The sequence below is a fragment of the Mesorhizobium sp. WSM4844 genome (assembly GCF_055811775.1).
Genome location: NZ_JBVVQB010000041.1, coordinates 17,711 through 35,739, shown reverse-complemented (window position 1 = coordinate 35,739; position 18,029 = coordinate 17,711). Strand labels below are relative to the sequence as shown.

The 18,029-nt window shown below is 63.4% G+C and carries 19 protein-coding genes; 4 read left to right on the top strand and 15 right to left on the bottom strand.

From position 1 onward, the window contains the following. Positions 1-4: 4 nt before the first annotated feature. From AC0L2A_RS25840 to AC0L2A_RS25820, 5 genes are all read right to left on the bottom strand, one after another. On the bottom strand, positions 5-1,090 hold the full coding sequence (locus AC0L2A_RS25840) for an amino acid ABC transporter permease (RefSeq protein WP_473611216.1): 1,086 nt from the start codon (positions 1,088-1,090) through the stop codon (positions 5-7). A gap of 57 nt (positions 1,091-1,147) precedes the next feature. Further along, the gene (locus AC0L2A_RS25835) at positions 1,148-2,335 is read right to left on the bottom strand and encodes an amino acid ABC transporter permease (protein ID WP_473611191.1); all 1,188 of its coding nucleotides are present in this window, start codon (positions 2,333-2,335) and stop codon (positions 1,148-1,150) included. A 70-nt stretch (positions 2,336-2,405) separates the two neighbouring features. Then, positions 2,406-3,419 (bottom strand): amino acid ABC transporter substrate-binding protein, encoded by a 1,014-nt coding sequence (locus AC0L2A_RS25830; protein WP_473611190.1) that lies wholly within the window; start codon positions 3,417-3,419, stop codon positions 2,406-2,408. A gap of 139 nt (positions 3,420-3,558) precedes the next feature. Next, entirely contained in the window at positions 3,559-4,524 is a 966-nt protein-coding gene (locus AC0L2A_RS25825) for a LysR family transcriptional regulator (RefSeq protein WP_473611188.1), read from the bottom strand. A 256-nt stretch (positions 4,525-4,780) separates the two neighbouring features. Beyond that, a complete protein-coding gene (locus tag AC0L2A_RS25820; protein WP_027151810.1) occupies positions 4,781-5,020 on the bottom strand; it encodes a hypothetical protein in 240 nt (79 codons plus the stop codon). A 137-nt stretch (positions 5,021-5,157) separates the two neighbouring features. Between AC0L2A_RS25820 and AC0L2A_RS25815 the strand changes: the two genes are divergently transcribed. Further along, entirely contained in the window at positions 5,158-5,760 is a 603-nt protein-coding gene (locus AC0L2A_RS25815; protein ID WP_473611214.1) for a cupin domain-containing protein, read from the top strand. Between the two features lie 138 nt (positions 5,761-5,898). Here AC0L2A_RS25815 and soxA read toward each other — a convergent pair whose 3' ends face one another. The 8 genes from soxA to AC0L2A_RS25775 all read right to left on the bottom strand — a co-directional run bounded on the left by soxA (position 5,899) and on the right by AC0L2A_RS25775 (position 12,189). After that, positions 5,899-6,681: a sulfur oxidation c-type cytochrome SoxA gene (soxA, locus tag AC0L2A_RS25810; RefSeq protein ID WP_473611187.1), complete on the bottom strand. Its 783-nt coding sequence runs from the start codon at positions 6,679-6,681 to the stop codon at positions 5,899-5,901. Continuing rightward, positions 6,681-7,001 (bottom strand): thiosulfate oxidation carrier complex protein SoxZ, encoded by a 321-nt coding sequence (gene soxZ / locus AC0L2A_RS25805; RefSeq protein WP_473611186.1) that lies wholly within the window; start codon positions 6,999-7,001, stop codon positions 6,681-6,683. Before soxZ ends, soxA begins: the two co-directional genes overlap by 1 nt. Beyond that, complete coding sequence (locus tag AC0L2A_RS25800; protein ID WP_473611184.1) at positions 7,001-7,450, bottom strand: SoxY-related AACIE arm protein; 450 nt, start codon at positions 7,448-7,450, stop codon at positions 7,001-7,003. The genes soxZ and AC0L2A_RS25800 overlap by 1 nt, the downstream gene beginning before the upstream one ends. A gap of 53 nt (positions 7,451-7,503) precedes the next feature. Then, positions 7,504-7,854 (bottom strand): sulfur oxidation c-type cytochrome SoxX, encoded by a 351-nt coding sequence (soxX, locus tag AC0L2A_RS25795; protein ID WP_473611183.1) that lies wholly within the window; start codon positions 7,852-7,854, stop codon positions 7,504-7,506. A gap of 95 nt (positions 7,855-7,949) precedes the next feature. After that, entirely contained in the window at positions 7,950-9,215 is a 1,266-nt protein-coding gene (locus AC0L2A_RS25790) for an FCSD flavin-binding domain-containing protein (RefSeq protein ID WP_473611182.1), read from the bottom strand. Then, a complete protein-coding gene (locus AC0L2A_RS25785; protein ID WP_473611180.1) occupies positions 9,202-9,546 on the bottom strand; it encodes a c-type cytochrome in 345 nt (114 codons plus the stop codon). The genes AC0L2A_RS25790 and AC0L2A_RS25785 overlap by 14 nt, the downstream gene beginning before the upstream one ends. After that, positions 9,533-11,707 carry a xanthine dehydrogenase family protein molybdopterin-binding subunit gene (locus AC0L2A_RS25780; RefSeq protein ID WP_473611179.1) on the bottom strand — a complete coding sequence of 725 codons (2,175 nt, stop codon included), beginning with the start codon at positions 11,705-11,707 and terminating at the stop codon, positions 9,533-9,535. Before AC0L2A_RS25780 ends, AC0L2A_RS25785 begins: the two co-directional genes overlap by 14 nt. 11 nt (positions 11,708-11,718) lie before the next feature. Beyond that, on the bottom strand, positions 11,719-12,189 hold the full coding sequence (locus AC0L2A_RS25775; protein ID WP_254026014.1) for a (2Fe-2S)-binding protein: 471 nt from the start codon (positions 12,187-12,189) through the stop codon (positions 11,719-11,721). Between the two features lie 311 nt (positions 12,190-12,500). Between AC0L2A_RS25775 and AC0L2A_RS25770 the strand changes: the two genes are divergently transcribed. From AC0L2A_RS25770 to AC0L2A_RS25760, 3 genes are all read left to right on the top strand, one after another. Beyond that, a complete protein-coding gene (locus AC0L2A_RS25770; RefSeq protein WP_023798507.1) occupies positions 12,501-13,220 on the top strand; it encodes a response regulator in 720 nt (239 codons plus the stop codon). Beyond that, entirely contained in the window at positions 13,217-14,698 is a 1,482-nt protein-coding gene (locus AC0L2A_RS25765) for an ATP-binding protein (RefSeq protein ID WP_473611178.1), read from the top strand. Before AC0L2A_RS25770 ends, AC0L2A_RS25765 begins: the two co-directional genes overlap by 4 nt. A gap of 332 nt (positions 14,699-15,030) precedes the next feature. After that, entirely contained in the window at positions 15,031-15,711 is a 681-nt protein-coding gene (locus tag AC0L2A_RS25760) for a hypothetical protein (RefSeq protein WP_473611177.1), read from the top strand. Positions 15,712-16,012: 301 nt separating this feature from the next. Here the strand turns inward: AC0L2A_RS25760 and AC0L2A_RS25755 are convergent, their stop codons facing one another. Further along, positions 16,013-16,279, bottom strand: coding sequence for a BrnA antitoxin family protein (locus AC0L2A_RS25755; protein ID WP_473611213.1), 267 nt, complete (start codon positions 16,277-16,279; stop codon positions 16,013-16,015). Between the two features lie 468 nt (positions 16,280-16,747). Beyond that, a complete protein-coding gene (locus AC0L2A_RS25750; protein WP_473516691.1) occupies positions 16,748-18,022 on the bottom strand; it encodes an RNA polymerase sigma factor in 1,275 nt (424 codons plus the stop codon). Between the last annotated feature and the right edge of the window lie 7 nt (positions 18,023-18,029).

Here is an 18,029-nt window from a genome sequence, read left to right as displayed (position 1 = left end):
CTTCCTAGCTCTTGTGGCCGCGCGCCAACGCGCGCTCCATCGACTGCGAGTACCGGGACATTCCAAAGCAGAAGATCCAGTAGACCAGCCCGGCGAAGAGATAGCCGGTCGAGGAGATCGTCGGCCCGGCCCAGTTCGGGTCGACTCGCGCCGTTTCGACGGCTCTCAGGAAGTCCGCAATGCCGACGATCGCCACCAGCGTCGTGTCCTTGAACAGCCCGATGAAGGTAGAGACGATGCCCGGGATGACGATCGTGAGCGCCTGCGGCAGGATGATCAGACGCATCATGGTGAAATAGCTGACGCCGAGCGCCTTTGCCGCCTCATATTGCCCCTTCGGGATCGCCTGAAGGCCGGCGCGCACCACCTCGGCCATGTAGGCGGACGAGAACAGCGCTATTGCAATCAGCGGACGTAGCAGCCGATCGGGCGTCAGGTAGTCGGGCACGAAGAGCGGCATCATGAAATTCGCCATGAACAGCACCGTGATGAACGGCACGCCCCTGACGACCTCGATGAAGATCACACACACTGCCCTGACGAAGGGAAGCTCCGATCGTCGGCCAAGCGCGAGAAGCACACCGAGCGGCAGCGAGAAGACGATGCCCACGATCGACATGAGCAGCGTTATAAGCAGACCTCCCCACAAGACGGTATCGATGACCGGCAGATCGAGCGACGCGACACCGCGCAACAACGCGAAGGCGACGACCGGGTAGGCAACAAAGAACAGCAACGCCGCCACATTGCGCCGCGGCGCCCCTTTCCACAGCAGCCAGGCGATCAGCACGGCGCCGATTGCCAGCGTCAGGTCCACCCGCCAGCGCTCGGAAACCGGATATGCCCCGTAACGGAGATAGTCGAATTTCTCGACGATGAACGGCCAACACGCGCCGTCAGGGTTGGCGCGGCATTCTTGCTGTCCGCCTGCCCAGACTGCGTCCAAGACTGCAAAACTCATGAATTGATGCAAAAGCCATGCGGCGAGAACTGTGAAGCAGATCGTGAGCACGCCGGAGAACGGCGTCGAGAACAGGTTCTTTCTGATCCAGGTTGCCGGGCTCGGCCGGATTCCAGAAGGCGGCGCCATAGGGGGCAGAAGCGGAGCGCCAACGAGGGGCGGATGCAGGGACTGGCCGCTCATGCATCACCTCTCGACGATCGCGAAACGTTGATTGAAAGCGTTCATGGCCATCGACATGACGAGGGAGATCGCGAGATAGACCGACAGCGTGATCGCCATCACCTGGACGGCGGCGCCGGTCTGGTTGAGCACCGTTCCCGCGAAAATCTGGACGAGGTCGGGGTAGCCGATAAACACGGCGAGTGAGGAATTCTTCGTGAGATTCAGGTACTGGCTGGTCAGGGGCGGTATGATGATGCGCAGTGCCTGCGGAACGATGACCAGGCGAAGCGTTTTGCCCGGCGCAAGCCCGAGCGCATGAGCGGCTTCGGTCTGGCCTTTCGGCACAGCCTGGATCCCGCTGCGGACAATTTCCGCGATAAAGGAAGCGGTGTAGACGGACAGACCGATCAGAAGCGCCGCGAACTCCGGATAAAGCTGGTGTCCACCCCGGTAATTGAACCCTTTCAACTCTGGCGTCACGAACGACACCGGCGAACCGACCAGGAGGAAGACGATCAGAGGCAGTCCGATCAAGGCAGCGAGGCTGACCCAAAGCACGGGCAGCTGCTTTCCGGTGCGGTTCTGTGCGCGTCTGGCGTAGGACCAAAAAGCGACGCAGAAGAAGCTGGCCGCCAGGAATGCAAGTCCCACGGTACCTGCTCCTGCGTGGAGCTGGATTTCCGGAATGATGAGACCGCGATTGTTCAGATAGATGCCGCCGGGGAGTTCGATCGACGCCCTCGGCGCAGGCAGCGCTTTCAGGACTGCATTGTACCAGAACAAAAGCTGCAGCAATAACGGGATGTTGCGTATGATCTCTACATAGGAGGCCGCGACTTTTGAAACGATCCAGTTCGGCGACAGGCGGGCAATGCCGACGACAAAGCCCAAAACTGTGGCCAGGACGATCCCAAGCAGGCTCACATAGAGGGTGTTGACCACACCCACCCAGAACGCATGGCCGTAGGTGGAGAGCGTGTCGTAGGGGATCAGCGTCTGATTGATGTCGAAGCCGGCGGTCTCGTTCCAGAAGCCGAAGGACAGCGGAATCCCGCGTGCCCTCATGTTCGACGCAGTCTGAACGGCAATGCCCACGGCCAAAGCCAGCAGGCTGGCCGCCAGCAAAAGCTGATAGACGATGCCGCGGACCTTGGCGTCGTGCAGGGACAGGCTCCTGCGCGAGGGCGCGGCGAGCAGCACGTCGGACATGACCCTGTTCCTGTGTTGATGTGGACTAAGACGCCGGCGCAATCGCTGGCGTCTTGTGGACCAACCCAGCCTAGCGGATCGGCGGGGCGTACTGGAGACCGCCCTCACTCCAAAGAGCGTTCAGGCCGCGCTCCATCTTGAGCGGCGAGGCCTTGCCGATATTGCGATCGAACACTTCGCCATAGTTGCCGACCTGCTTGATAACGTCCACGGACCAGCTATCGCCAAGCCCGAGATCCTTTCCGAGGCTGCCCTCCGCTCCGAGCAGCCGGCGAATGTTCGGGTTGTCCGACGACTTCATTTCATCGACATTCTGCGAGGTTACACCCAGTTCCTCGGCAGCAACCATGACAAGGAGCGTCCATTTGGCGACGTTGAGCCAATGATCATCGCCCTGCCGCACGGCTGGCCCAAGCGGCTCCTTGGAGATGAGTTCAGGAAGCACGACGCTGTCGTCGGCCTTCGCCATGCGCTGGCGCGACGCATTCAAGGTGGAGGTGTCGGCGGAGAGGACGTCGCAGCGGCCTTCGTCGTAGGCCTTTACGACGGCTTCTTCATCGGCAAACCCGACGGTCGAGAATGTCATCGAATGCGACCGGAAGTAATCGGCGAGGTTCAATTCTGTCGTCGTGCCCTGGGTGACGCAGATGGATGCGCCATCCAGATCCTTGGCCGAACCGATGTTCTCCGCTTTGCGGACCATAAAACCCTGGCCATCGTAGAAATAAGTGCCCGCAAAAAGTATTCCGAGAGACGTGTCGCGGGATGATGTCCAGGTTGCGTTATGTGCGAGTATATCGATCTCGCCCGACTGAAGCGCGGTGAAGCGGTCCTTCGGCGTAAGCGGAATGAACCTTACCTTCTGCGCATCGCCCAGAACCGCTGCTGCAACAGCGCGACAATAGTCGACCACGAACCCGGTCCATTTGCCCTCATTGTCTGGAAGGCTAAATCCGGCGGTCGCTGAGTTGGTTCCGCAGGTCAGAACTCCGTTCTTCCTAACATTTTCGATCGTCGCGGCGGACGCGTTGGATACAACGAGCCCTACCGCTGCTCCGACCAGACCCTTGAGAATTGCTTGCATCTTGGTTCCCCTTATTTTTTGTGGAGCACCAAGGTTGCGCAGGCCTCATTATTGGTCAAATTCATTCTCGTCATGATGACTATGAGGTCTGCTCATACAGTGGCTGCACTCGTAATGGTTTCAGCCGTGTGTCTCCTGTTTATTTCTTCTGTTCTCTCTCAGAAAAAATTTCTCTCTTTTTAATCTGTGACTCAGAATAGATGTTTGAGAGAACTTCTTTGAGCCAGATCGTCCCTGGGTCCGTGGCCATCTGCGGATGAAGGAGCAACCACGCGCTCACATTTGGGATCGGCAGGGGCGGCGAAAGGAGAGTCACTTCACTCGCTTTATCAAGGATTTGGAGGATTCCGTCACCACAATGAGCAACAAGTTCGGTGCCTCGCAAGACCCACGGAAGTGCCAGATAATTCGATATCGTCGCGACCACGTTCCGCCGCAAACCAAGCTCCTTGAGCGCGGCATCCGCAAGTCCGCTGGAAACACCATCGGCGGAAACCTGCAAGTGAGACGCTGACAGGTATGTCTCCAATGACATCGCCGAACTTGCGATTTGGCTGCCGCTCCAAACTGCGCAGAAGAGACGATCCTGGCCCAGTTCGATCTTCAAAAGGCTTGGGTCATCCTTGATCACTGCTCCAGTCAATGCACAGTCGATCTGTCGAAGATGAACCGAGGACGGGATATCGAGCCCGTTCGCTGGAATAATATTCAACGTGGCACCGGGCGCCTGCCTGGAAAACTCCCGCAGAAGACGTGGTATGATTATCATCGCATGGTAGTCGGTGAGTCCGACACGAAAGTTCCGCCGAGTGGTTGCGGGATCGAAAGTTTGATGGCGATCAATCGAGGCTCGAATCGTTGCCAATCCGGCCGAAATGTCTGGCAGAAGCTCAACCGCGCGCGGGGTCGGCCTCATAACGCCTCCATCGCGCGTGAACAGCTTATCGCCGAAAAGGTGCCGCAGCCTGGACAAGGAGTGGCTGATCGCAGATTGCGTTCTTCCCAATTCGCATGCCGTACGCGTGACACTTCTTTCGCGCATCATTACGTCGAACACGCGCAGCAAATTCAGGTCGAGGTCATCGAAGCTCATGAGATTGCCCATGAATGGTTTGTCATGAATGGTTTGTCATGAATCAGCACCGAAAAATGACCGCCACAGAGAGCCGATAAGGCCTTGGGTTTCATCATGAGGCGAGAACGCTCGATTGCTGGCCCTGCCCTCGCCAGGGATTGCAAGCACATTGTGCACGTGCTCGGGGCCTCGAGTCTGACGGGTACATCCGTAGGAATCGATACCGGATTTCAGATGCTTGAGTGCTGCTTGCGTGGGCAGCACTCAATATAGTTTCCCGCGGACCTCACCGATGTTCACGGCGTGCCTCCTTTTCCTCGCTGTTCTGCTCCTCACCACCGTCGGGACGGTTGATTGTCACCGTGCACGCAATCAGGGTGTTCCAGTCCGGGCCGTGTTCAATGATGTTATGAAGCTCGGAAATCTCTTCAAGATAATGTTCGATCGTAATCGGGCCGTTCTGGTGGCCGTAGACAAGAACCGCTTTCCAGCGCTTGTCACCATGCAGCGTTACCACGTTACTCATGCCGACTATCTCCTGCGGTCATCGAACAAATCCGGCTGGATTGCCGTGGGCCAAAAGGTAGCGGAACCGACCGGCATGCAGCCGGTTGAATCGGCATGAAGGCTCGTCTTCCGACAACCAGCAATGCAGGCTACATCATGAGCATTCTGCAGAGTACCAAGAAAGCTGTCGAGCAGGTTACCGGTGTCGCAAGACCGGGCAAGCAAGGAGTAACCGATCTCGTTAGGCGGCGAAAAGCGAATGAGTTTTGGTTCAAGGATGATGGCCTGGTTCCCAATCATCCGTTTTGGCCGCTTGTTGTCTATCGCAGCGCAGTGAGGCTGCCCGAGGAATTTGATCCCGCAGCCGTCTTGGAGGAGCTTTTTGAGGCCAATGGATGGGGGGATGGCTGGCGGAATGCCATCTACGACTACGTTCACTACCATTCGCGAATACATGAGGTGCTCGGGGTTGCGGCCGGTACGGCCAAAGTCCGGTTTGGAGGCAACAAGGGACGAACCCTGTCACTGAAGGCCGGCGACGTCGCGGTTCTTCCGGCCGGCACCGGGCACCAATGCCTTTCGGCGTCCGACGATTTTCTGGTTGTCGGCGCCTACCCTCCATTTGGGACCTATGACGAATGCACGACTGCCCAGGACCATGATGGCGCGCTGGCCACGATCCGGAAGGTAGGTCGTCCACGCAAGGATCCCGTCTATGGGAGCAAAGGGCCGCTTCTGCAAAATTGGAAGAAGACCTGAACTAGGCGCAGATCGATCGAAGACACACAAGCACAGAATGCAAGAGCGTGGGAGTGCGCGGCTCAGGCTACGGGCCGAGCGCCGCATTGCAATCAACTGTCCGTCGGCGGCAGGTGAACAACCATTCGCTGTCTGGCATCACGGCCGCACGGCCGGCGTCTCGACCAGAAGGCCGCGGGCCCGCTCCGTCAGATGGAGCTCCAGGTCGACGAGTTCGGGTGCGCCGAATGCGAAGGGCTCGGCTCTGACCCCGATCATGCAGTTGCGCAGGCGCCGCTGCAGCGAACCGACCGTCTGCCACTCCAGTCGGTAGAGCGGATAGCCGGTCGGATGCGCCTGCGGGATGACGCTGCCGCCGAGCCGTTTGCCCCAATTGTCGTCGTGGCAGGAGGCACAGGAGAGCTCGAGCTGTCCGATGCGGCTCTGGAACAGACGCCGGCCGTTGTCGCGAAACGGCGCGAGCCGGGCGTCGGTCGCCGGCGTGATTGGCATGCCGCGCGACTGATGCGTCACATAGGCCGTCAGGGCGAGCAAGGCGTCGGACTCCGGCGCCAGCGGCTCGGCCGCCTGCTGCCGCTGCGCTCGGCAGGAGTTGATACGTCCGGCAAGGTCGATCGGCCGGCCCGTCGCCGCATCAAAGGCCGGGTAGCGCGCGGCAACACCGCGCATCGTCTGACGCGCATCGTCATGGCAGCCGGAGCAGGCGACATCCGCCCTGCCCTGCGCCTGTTGCCAGAGCTGCTCGCCCTGCAGCACCCACAGCATGCCGGGATTGCTCATGTCGTCGGCCTGCAGCGCCTGCGTCTGCGGCGTCATGAAGTCGAAGCCGGAGCGCTTCTCGCCGACTTCGATGCCGGCGGCAGAGACAATGCCGCAAATAGCGGCGACAGCGACGGCTGCAAGCCGCCAGAGCGCATGCATCAGTTCACCGTGATCGTCGCCGACGCCGTTTGGGTCTTCCCGGCATCGTCGCTCCAGGTGAAGTCGATCGTGCCGCTCGTCGTCGCAACCAGCGTGAAGGCAATGAACGGATTGGCCGACACCGCTGGAAAGAGATCGGCCGAAAACACCTCCTCGCCGTTGTAGGTGCAGGTGAAACGGCGGATGATGTCGCGCGGGATGTTGGAGCCGTTCGGGCCGCTACGATAGCCGGTTTCCATCGGATGGGCGATCATCGCCTTGATATCGACGACTTCGCCCTGCCTGGCCACTTTCGGCACATTGACGAGCGCGCGCGCCATTATGAAAGGTCCTCGATACAGGCGGCCAGCGTGACGATGGCGCTCGCCCGGCTCGACCAGAAGCTGCCGTCGCTCATCTCGGCGACGGCGACAACGACCTGCGAGGTCGCGAGCCGGATCCGCGTCGACACCATGGCGTGGCCGGAGCGCGGCCCGAGGTGGAAAACCGCGACATTCGCCTCCGGGTTTTTCTCGTTGAAGACCGCGATGCGCAGGACATGGTCGTCTTCGGTCATCGGGCTCTCGGCGACAACTGTGATCCCGACCGCGTTGCCGTTCTCGACCAGGGGCGGCAGGTCGAGCCGGACGCGGCCGTCGAGAACGTTGGCTCCCCCGGTGAAGGTCCGGATCGCTTCCTCGAGGCTCGGGCGGGCAACGGCCCAGCGCGGCAGGCTGATCGCCAGCAGGCCAGTCATGCCGGCCCGAAGAAACTGCCGCCGTCCGACCATGCCTGCGTAAACTCCCGGGCCTGCGTAAACTCGAAGCGGGTCTTCGTGCATGATCACCCCTTCAGCGTCGTGAGATAAGCGACGATATCCTCAATATCGGCGCCGCCCAGGATCGGCTTGCTGCGCCAGGCGGTGGCGACACGCCGGCCGTGCTCATCCGCGGCCCGATAGTAGGAAGGCATGATCGTGTTCGGCACGAGCCGCTTCATGTCGACCACGCGCAGCCGGATCTGGCCTTCCAAAAGTCTTGCCCCGATGCCGGTCAGGTCGGGCGCCAGCGTGCCGTGCAGATGCGCGTCGGGAAACGGCCCGCTGTGGCAGAGCGTGCAGAGGCTGCGCTGCCGGTCCGCGATCAGCGCGGCGCCGCGCGTCGGATCACCCTTGCGGTCAACCAGAGGTTGCATGATCGCATCGCCGGTCACGACATAAGACCCCGTGTCCTCGCCGGCTGCGGGCGAGGCCGCAAGCTGCAATCCCATAAGAGCCAGAAAAGCCGGCCTCATCGTCCGAACACTTCACTGGTGATCGTCCGGAACCAGTCCTGCGCATAGGCCGCTTCCTGTTCACGGACGGAAAGCGGCGCTTCGAGCGGACTGGTGCCGCCCGCCCCCTCCACCTCGGCAAGCAGCCCGTCACGCGGCTGGTAGACGCCGGCGATCGAAATCCCATAACCGGGCGCGACCAGGCTGTAGCAGGTGTTGATGAGTTTCGGCTGCGCCGGCGGCCGCTCCCTGACCAGGGCGGCGACCGCCGCGGCGCAAGCTTTTGCCTGGGCGTTGGCGCTGAAGGCGGATTTCGGCATCGCCCCGCCGATCGCCGCGTCGCCGATGACGTGGATCGCCGGCTGCAGGCGGGACTCGAAGGTGACCGGGTCGATCGGGCACCAGCCCGTCTGGTCGGCAACGCCGGCCGACTGCGCAATCGCGCCCGCACGCTGCGGCGGGATCAAATTGGCGACATCGGCCTTGTGATTGCCGAACTCGGTCACCAGCGTCCTTGTCGCCGGGTCGACTTCCGTCACCTTGCCGCCCGACGACAGCGGCACCCATTCGATCAAGCCGGGATAGAGCTCTTGCCAGGCCGCTTCGAACAGCCGCTGCTTCGAAAAGGCGTCCTTGGCGTCGAGGATGATCAGCTTGGATCTGGGCTTGCTGGTCTTGAGATAATGCGCGATCAGGCTTGCCCGCTCGTAGGGACCGGGCGGGCAGCGAAACGGATTGGCTGGCGCGGCGAGGACGACTATTCCACCGTCCGGCATCGCCGCGAGCTGGTCGCGTAGCAGGAGCGTCTGCGCGCCCGCCTTCCAGGCATGCGGCATGATCGCCGCCGCCGCCTCGTCGTAGCCCGGCAAGGCGCCGAAGCGCATTTCGACGCCGGGCGCCAGAACCAGCCTGGTGTAGCCGATGTCGGTGCCATCCTCCAGCCGAACGCGCCGGCGCTCGGCATCGACGGCGACAGCCCGCTTGCGGATCAGCGCGATGTCGCCGAACTGGTCATAGCTGAAAGTCTGCGCCTCGATGCCGCGCAGCCCGGCAATCACGGCATTGCTGAACGGGCAGGCCAGATAGGCGGCCTCTGGCTCGATCAGCGTCACGGCAAGATCGCGATCCAGCCGTTTCAGCGCGCGGGCGCAGCTTGCTCCGGCAAAGCCGCCGCCGACGACGATCACGCCGCGCTGCGTCTGTGCGCGCAGCTGCGGCGCGGCAAGGACGGCCGCGGCGACGCTAGCCGCCACGCCGCCGATCAGGGCTCTACGGCTGGGCATGGCGTGCGGCCTCCGGCTTGGCGAGCCATTCGGCGATGGCGCGCGTCTCCTCTTCGGTAAATCCCCTGGCGATGCGGTCCATGACCGTCGCCTTGCGCTCACCGGAACGGAAGGCGTGCATCTGAGTGACGATCTCATCTGCTGCATGGCCGTCGAGCGAAGGGATGGCTGAGCCGAGCGCCGCCGGCCCGTGACAGCCGGTGCATGCCGCGGCGCCTGACGCCTCGTCGGCCCATGCCGGCGCGCTGGCTACCAACGCCGCAAGCAGGACAGGCGCGAGCGATCGTCCGCCGCGCCTGTCCTTCGCGCGCCTCATATCAGGCGAGGTCATGGTTCTTCAGCGGCAGCGTGCGGATGCGTTTTCCGGTGGCGGCGAAGATCGCATTGAGGACGGCCGGCGCGGCGACTGCGATGGTCGGCTCGCCGACGCCGCCCCAGAAGCCGCCGGACGGCAGGATGATCGTCTCCACCGCAGGCATCTCGGCCATGCGCAGAACCTCGTAGCTGTCGAAGTTTTCCTGCTCCATGCGCCCGCCATTGACGGTGCATTCGCCGTAGATGCAGGCGGAAAGGCCATAGACGAAGGAACCCTCGACCTGCCGCTCCACCTGTGCCGGGTTGACGACATGACCCGGATCGGTGGCCGCCACGATGCGATGGATCCTGAGCTGTCCATCGGTGACCGAAACCTCCGCTGCCGCCGCCACATAACTGCCAAAACCCATGATCTGCGCCAGGCCGCGGTGAACGCCGGCCGCGGCCGGGGTGTCCCAGCCGATCCGTTCGGCAACCGCCTCCAGCACGGCGAGATGTTTCGGATGTTTGGCCATCAGCTTGCGGCGGAAGGCGAGCGGGGAGACGCCGGCCGCATGGGCGAGTTCGTCCATGAAACACTCGATGTAGAGCGCGTTCTGGTTGAGGTTGACGCCGCGCCAGAAGCCCGGCGGGATCGGCGGGTTGCGCATGGCATGGTCGACAAGCAGATTGTCCACCGTATAGCCCAGCGTGCCTTCCGTGCCGGCGAGGACGAGGCCCTGGAAGACCACCGGGTCCATGCCGTTCTGCATGCCCTGCGGCCGCACTGCGGCAAGGATCGACTGGCCGGATATGCGCATGTGCAGAGCGGTCAGGTTGCCGTCGGCGTCGAGCGCGCCCGTCAGCCGGCATCGGGTGGTCGGGTGATAGGCGCCGTGCAGCATATCCTCTTCGCGCGACCACATGAGCTTTACCGGTGTTCCCGGCACCTGCCTGGCAATGCTGACCGCCTGGCGCACATAGTCCTGGAAGTTGCCGCGCCGGCCGAAGCCGCCGCCGAGATGGATCTTGTGCACCTCGCATTGCTGCACCGGCAGGCCTGCGGCCTCGGCCGCTGCAGCAAGGCTGGCCTCGCCATTCTGGGTCGGCACCCATACCTCGCAGCGCTCCGGCGTGTAGAGCGCCGTCGCGTTCATCGGCTCCATGGTCGCGTGGTTCTGATAGGGGAAGGCATAGGTCGCCGTGACCGTCCGACCGGCGGCGGACAGGGCAGCACCGGCGTCACCTTGCCTGGCGCCGACGAAGGCGTCATTTGCACCGAGCCCCTCTTCGAGCATCGCCGCGATCGAGGCGCTGGTGACCTGCCTGTTGGGGCCTTCGTCCCAGACGATCGGCAAGGCATCGAGAGCGGTCTTCGCCCGCCACCATGTGTCGGCGACAACCGCAACGGCGGTCTCGTCGACCTGAACGACAGTGCGCACGCCCGGCATGCGTGCCACCGCCGCCGCGTCGAAACTCTCCACCTTGCCGCCGAAATACGGGCAGGCCCGGATCGCCGCGTTGAGCATGTTCGGCAGCCTGAGATCGGCGCCGTAGACCTGGCTGCCGTTAAGCTTGTCGGCCGTGTCGAGCCGCGGCAGCGGCTTGCCGGCTATGGTCCAATCCTTCGGGTCCTTGAGCGTGACATTGGCGGGCGGCGTCATTCGCGCGGCGGCGGCAGCCAGCTGTCCATAAAAGGTGGCGCGATCCGACGCTGCATGCGTGACCATGCCCATCCTTGCGGTGCATTCGCTGGCCGGGACGCCCCATTCGGCGGCCGCGGCGGCGATCAGCATCTCGCGCGCAACGGCGCCGCCAATGCGCACATACTCGTGCGACTCGCGGATGCCGCGGCTGCCGCCGGTCGAGAAATTGCGCCACACGCGGTCGCGCGCCAGGTTCTGGGCCGGCGACGGGTATTCCGTCGTGACCTTGGACCAGTCGCAGTTCAGCTCCTCGGCGACGAGTTGCGCCAGGCCGGTCAGTGTCCCCTGCCCCATCTCGGAGCGGGCGATGCGGATGACCACCGTATCGTCGGGCCTGATCACCACCCAGGCATTGATCTCCGGCGCCGCCTCGCTGCCATCGGCCAGTGCCGGCTTGATGAACGGCACGTTGAATCCGAGGGACAAGCCGCCGGCTGTGGCGGCCACGCCGATGATGAAGCTGCGGCGGGAGAGGGAAATTGTGGCGTTCATGACTGCTCTCCTCAACCGCGTTGCGTGGCTTCGCCGGCCTTGGCGGCCAGCTTGATCGCGGCGCGCACCCGGTTGTAGGTGCCGCATCGGCAGATGTTGGTGATCTCGGCGTTGATGTCCTCGTCCGCGGGGTTCGGGTTCTGCATGAGCAGACCCGCCGCAGCCATGATCATGCCGGCCTGGCAGTAGCCGCATTGCGGCACGTCGAGCGCCAGCCAGGCCTGCTGGACCGGATGCGAGCTGTCCGGCGAAAGCCCCTCGATGGTGGTGATTTGCTGGTCGGGCTCGACCGCGCTCACCGGAAGCGCGCAGGAGCGCGTGGCGACGCCGTCTATATGGATGGTGCAGGCGCCGCAGGCGGCAACGCCGCAACCGTACTTCGTTCCGGTAAGCCCGATCTGCTCGCGGATCACCCACAGCAGCGGCGTGTCCGGATCGACCTCGATGTCACGTGGCGTGCCGTTGATGATCAATCTGGCCATTGTGCAATCCTTTCGATCAAAGGCTGGCGAGGATCGAGTCTGGATGCCGCCCCTGGCGACAAAGACCGGACGTCCCGGCTAGCGACGGGGCCAAGTTAGGCGGGAGCTGTCGCAGAACCTTGTCCCGAACACCGGCAGTTCATCGCAAGTTGTCGCGGGCGCAGTGCTCTGATACATTTCGTTACACTTCTCACGCTTTGTTGATGTCGGGCGAGATTGCCGCCATGGCGCGGAAGGTGATCATCCGTGTAGACGCAAACTAGATATCGTCGATACTGACCGACTATTCAGCGGCGACCTTGGAGCATTGCATGGAAGTGGCGCAGCACATCGCGGTCGTCGACGACCACAGGGACATCCGCGATCTCGTGGGGAAATACCTCACGCAGCAGGGTTATCGCGTCAGCGTCGCCGACAGCACGGCCGCGCTCAAGCGGCTGCTCGACCGCAGCCTGCCCGATCTTATCGTCCTCGACGTCATGATGCCTGGCGAGGACGGCATTGCCGCCTGCCGGCACGTGCGCGGAACGGTCGACGTTCCGATCATCTTTCTTACCGCCATGGCCGAGGAGGTCGACCGGATCGTCGGCCTCGAGATCGGGGCCGACGACTACCTGACCAAGCCGTTCAATCCGCGGGAATTGCTGGCGCGGATCAAGGCTGTGCTCAGGCGCGTCCACAGCCTGCCGCCGCAGCGCGGCCGGCTCAAGTCAAACGCGCTGCGCTTCGACCGCTGGACCCTGAATGTCGGCCGCCGCGAGCTGGTCGGGCTCGACGGCGTGGCGGTCGCGCTCAGCACGGCCGAATTCCGCCTTCTCACCGCTTTTATCGAGCATGTCGGAATCGTGCTCAGCCGGGATCAGTTGCTCGACCTCACCGTCGGGCGCTCGGCCGACGGTTTCGACCGGGCCGTCGACAACCAGGTGAGCCGGCTGCGCAAGAAGATCGAGGCGGACCCGAAGAATCCGATGCTGATCAAGACGCACTGGGGCGGCGGCTACTGCTTCACCGCCGAGGTGGCCCAGGCATGATGCTGTTATGGAGACGCAGCCTGGCGGCCCGCTTCCTCATGCTGGTGCTGCTTGCGCTCGCCCTGTCGCAGGCGATCACCTTCCTGATCTCGTGGGACGAGCGCGGGCAAGCCCTGCACGCGGCGGCCAAGGGCGAGTTCGTCAGCCGCACGTCGTCGCTTGCCATTTTGCTGGACACGACGCCGCCCTCGCTTCGACCCGACATCCTCAACGTCAGCGGCACCGCCTATACGCGCTTCTGGACCTCGCACGACGGGCCGAGCAATCCCCTCGTCTGGCAACAGGAGGCGCTGACGCAACTCGCCAAGCCGCTGCCCGGCATTGCCGCCAAATATGCAGCCTACATGAACGGGCAGGCCTCGAACGCGGTCGCTGCCGCCGATCCTTCGGTGCCGCCGCGCATGCTGGACCTGTCCGGCAGTGGCAGCCCGTTCACGCGACCTGCCAAGTTTCTTTATCTGGACGGCGCCCCAAACGGCATGGGGCTTTCCGTCCGCCTTGACGACAGCACCTGGCTGAATGCCGCCTACGCCAAGGTGATGCCGAGCGCCTTCTGGACCGCGCAATCGGCGATATCGCTGGCGCTCACCGCACTCATCCTGTCCGCCATAGCGATTTTCGGGGCGCAGGCAATCGCGCGTCCGCTGCGACGGCTCGCCAATGCCGCGGAACTGTTCGGCCGCGGCGAGGCCGTGCCGCGGCTGCCGGAATCAGGGCCGGACGACATCCGCCAGACCGCCGAGGCGTTCAACCGCATGCAGGAGCGCCTGCAGCGCTTCGTCGAGGACCGCACACGCATGCTGGCGGCGATCAGCCACGACCTGCGCACGCCGCTGACCTCGCTCCGGCTGCGCGCCGAGTTCGTCCAGGATCACGATCTCCAGGAGAAGATGCTGAAGACCATCGAGGAAATCCAGACGATGACGGAAGCAGCGCTCGCCTTCGCGCGCGAGGACGCCGCGGTGGAGGAGACGCGAACTGTCGATCTTTCGGCGCTGGTCGGCAGCCTCTGCGACGACCTCGAGGAGCTGGGTCAAAACGTCACCGTCAGCGACGGGCCCAAGATGCTGTATCGCTGCCGGCCGGACTCGCTGCGCCGGGCGATCCGCAACCTCGTCGAAAATGCCGTCCGCTATGGCGAGCAGGCCAAGGTGAGCCTGGTCAGGCGCACCGACAGCCTGGACATCGTAGTCGAGGACGCCGGGCCGGGCATTCCGCAAGCCGACATGGAACAGGTGTTCGCGCCGTTCTTCCGCCTGGAGCAGTCGCGCAACCGGGAGACCGGCGGCGTCGGGCTCGGCCTGTCAATTGCCCGCGCCATCGCCCGCCACCACGGCGGCGACATCGTGCTGGAAAACCGGAGCAACGGCCTTCGCGCGATCATCAGGCTGCCGCTCATCGACATGGCCAAGCAGCTTGCCCCGGCGCCGGTGCCTGAGACCAGCCCTCCGACCGGACTGCGATCCTTGCCGGCTTGACCGAAACCGTCCCGCGGTCGCGCCAGGCGCTCACATTTTCCTAACATTGTGACTAATTAAACGGCGCGCCATGATCACGGCCCGGTGCGCGAGCCGGACGTCCTCGGGGCGGCCAGCCGGTGTTTGCGGGAACGCCTCGTCCATGACGTCGCCGACATGTTGCCAATGGCGACACGGCCGCAGTGATCCATGCCGCTCATTCGCCGCTGTCCCTTGACCAGATCGGGCTCGCCGCGAATTATGCGCTCGCCTATCCACGGCGGGTTGGCCGCCGGCGAACCCCAGCGGATGCCGTCGGCGGACCAAAACAACGGCTTGGGAGGGGAAGCGGCATGAGCGGCAGCGTCTGGATCAGTCGCGTCAGGAGCGACTCGCGGATCGGCAACAAGCAGGGTCTGCGCGCAAAGTTCTATGACCAGGACTGGGAGCCCGCGCGCTTCGAAATCCCTGTTGCTAGTGAGAGAGTGCTTGCCGCGCTGCGTCGTCACAGACAAGGCGTCCCCCTGGAGCGAACCGAGATGACCGAAGCGGTCGCAGTGTGGGAGGAAACGCGCTTCAAGAGGGTCGGTGACCTGTTCTATGCCGGGCCGTTCATGGCCGTCAAAGGCAAGCTGGCGGAGGTGCTGTCGCGCTTCAATCTCGGCGCCGGCGGACTCGTGCCCCTGCCGGTCTACAAGGCCGATCTGGAAACGCCGGTAAACGGGGAGTTCTTCCTGCTCAATTTTGGCGGGCCTAAGGACAGCTTCCTACCAGAGCAATCCAACAGCGAAGCGATCCGAAAGCTTTATTACGACAAGGCGATACAAAGGCAAATCTGGCGTGTCGAATCATTGGTCAAGGACGATGGCCTTGCTCTGTCGCCTGCCGCGCTGGAAGGCGCCGACCTTTGGAGCGAGCAGACGGTATTCAACGACATTTTTATGAGTGACGACCTGGTCGCTGCGTTGCGTGCAGCAAAAATCAAGATTGATTTCAGGCTTAGCGCAAGCCGGATCGAACGGGGCGGGCAATAGGCGCGGCGACTCAGCGCGATTTCGAACTGGGTGCTTACACCTGCCTCCTGCCGCAGCAGTCTACGGCACCAGACGAACGGAATCCGGGTCCGCTTGATAAGGTCTACGAGATCGAAACTCTGTGTACGCCACCTCCGGTGTGCTTATGGGCGGCAAGATCGTGGCGCCGCCAGTGGTTACCCAGCAATCATCGCGAGCTTTCGAGATTGTCTCTGAGGCATGGCCAGCAAACCTGTCAAACCGACGTGCAGAACATATTCAATTTGGCTCGCCGCCAGCTCCGCCGGCGGCTCTGCGATGCTCAGGTGATGTCGTCCGGACGGTCGTCTTCGGCGGCGGTCCGCTTCTCGACCATGGCCCGCAAAGTGTCGTTAATACGGTCCTGCCAGCCCGGTCCGTCGCCCTGGAAATAATCCAGGACAGCTCGATCAATCCTGATTGAAACAAGCTCTCTGGCATTTGGAGCAGCTGCGGTTTCGCGAATCGGTGCGATCGGCTTCTTGGCAGGCTTGAAGGCGGCTTCGGCAGCAGCCAGTGGATTTGTCGGTCGGCGCGGAGGATTTGCCATTGATGGTCCTGACTCGATATGACGAAAGGAAGGAGACATGCAACGCAAAACGCAGCTGAATGCCTCGGCCCACTGCCTGGACAGTGAATCGAATGTCGACGCGAGAGGCAATGGTCTCGCCTCCCCGGGAGCAGGAAATGCGCGCCATTGCACTATGTTCCGGCGTGTTGGTGGTTACGCCCTCGATGGCGACGGTGCAACTGGGCCCCTGTCCATTGTCGGGACACAGATTCACGGTAGCGTTTCGCCGATGCCTGATCGGCAAGGTTCGACCTTCTCTGTCTTTCCGCCGCACAGACTGAACCGGAAGTTCTGACCCTGAGCTGCCGTTTCACGGAACCACCTTGGAAGGGGGTCGGGTGAGACAGCGGACGTTCAGCGATATCCACGTCATACCTTACACAGGGAAATGACGAAAGCCCCGGAAGCGGTCGATCCGGGTCGACCATGTCCTTGTCTGATCAGGGATTATGATGACATCGCTGCGTCGGCCGCCTCGGCGGCGCGCCGTCTCAGCAGGTCATGTTCCCGCCTGTTGCCCGCCAGCGCCGCGGCTGCTTCGAACGCGGCGCGCGCCTCCTCGTAGCGGCCGAGTTTGCGGAGCAGGTCGCCGCGAACGCTCGGCAGCAGGTGATAGCCTTTGAGCGCCGGCTCGCGCGAAAGGCGGTCCACGATCGCCAGCGCCACTTCTGGGCCCTCAGCCATGCCGACGGCAACCGCGCGGTTGAGGTCGATGATTGGCGAGCGCACGACAGCCACCAGCTCCGCATAAAGTCCGGCGATGCGCGACCAGTCGGTATCACTTGCCGTCCCCGCCTGGGCGTGGCAGGCGATAATCGCTGCCTGTAGGGCGTAAATGCCGCCCGCTCCGCCTAATTCGCGCGCTCGCCCGAGCGCCTGCATCCCGCGCCGGATCTGGAGCTGGTCCCAGAGTGCGCGGTTCTGGTCCAGCATGAGGATTGGCTCGCCCTCGGCGTCAGTACGCGCCGCCGTGCGCGAGGCGTTCAGCTCCATCAGAGCGAGCAGTCCATGGGCTTCGGGCTCGTGCGGCACGATGGAGGTGAGCACGCGGCCCATGCGAAGCGCTTCATTGCAGAGTTGGGGGCGCAGCCAGTCCTCGCCGCTCGCCGCGGTGTAGCCTTCGTTGAAGACGAGGTAGACGACCTCCAGCACCGAGGAGAGCCGCTTTGAGAGCTCCTCGCCGCTTGGGGTCTCGTAGGCCAGCCCCGATTCCGAAAGAGTCCGCTTCGCGCGCACGATGCGCTGGGCGATCGTCGCCTCCGGCAACAGGAAGGCCCTGGCGATCTCCTCGGTTGTCAGGCCGCAGATCATCCGCAGTGCCAGCGCCGCGCGGGCCTCGCGCGACAGACGCGGGTGGCAGGCGGTGAAGATGAGCCGAAGCAGCTCATCGCCTATGTCGTCGTCCAGGGCCGAGTCGAGGTCGGGCATGGCCTGCTGCTCCTCCTCCATGTCCCAGGCGATAATGTCGTGCTTGCGCTCGAGCATCCGGCTGCGGCGCAGATGATCCAGGGCCCGGCGCTTGGCGGTCGCCATCAGCCAGGCGCCGGGTTTTTCCGGAACGCCTGTGGCCGGCCACCGCTCAAGGGCGGCCAACAGGGCTTCCTGCGTCAAATCCTCGGCCAACGGCACATCGCGCAGCATCCTCGCCAGACTGGTGATCAGCCGGGGCTGCTCGATCCGCCACACGGCGAGGATCGTGCGATGGGCGTCGGCGACCGTCATGGCCGCC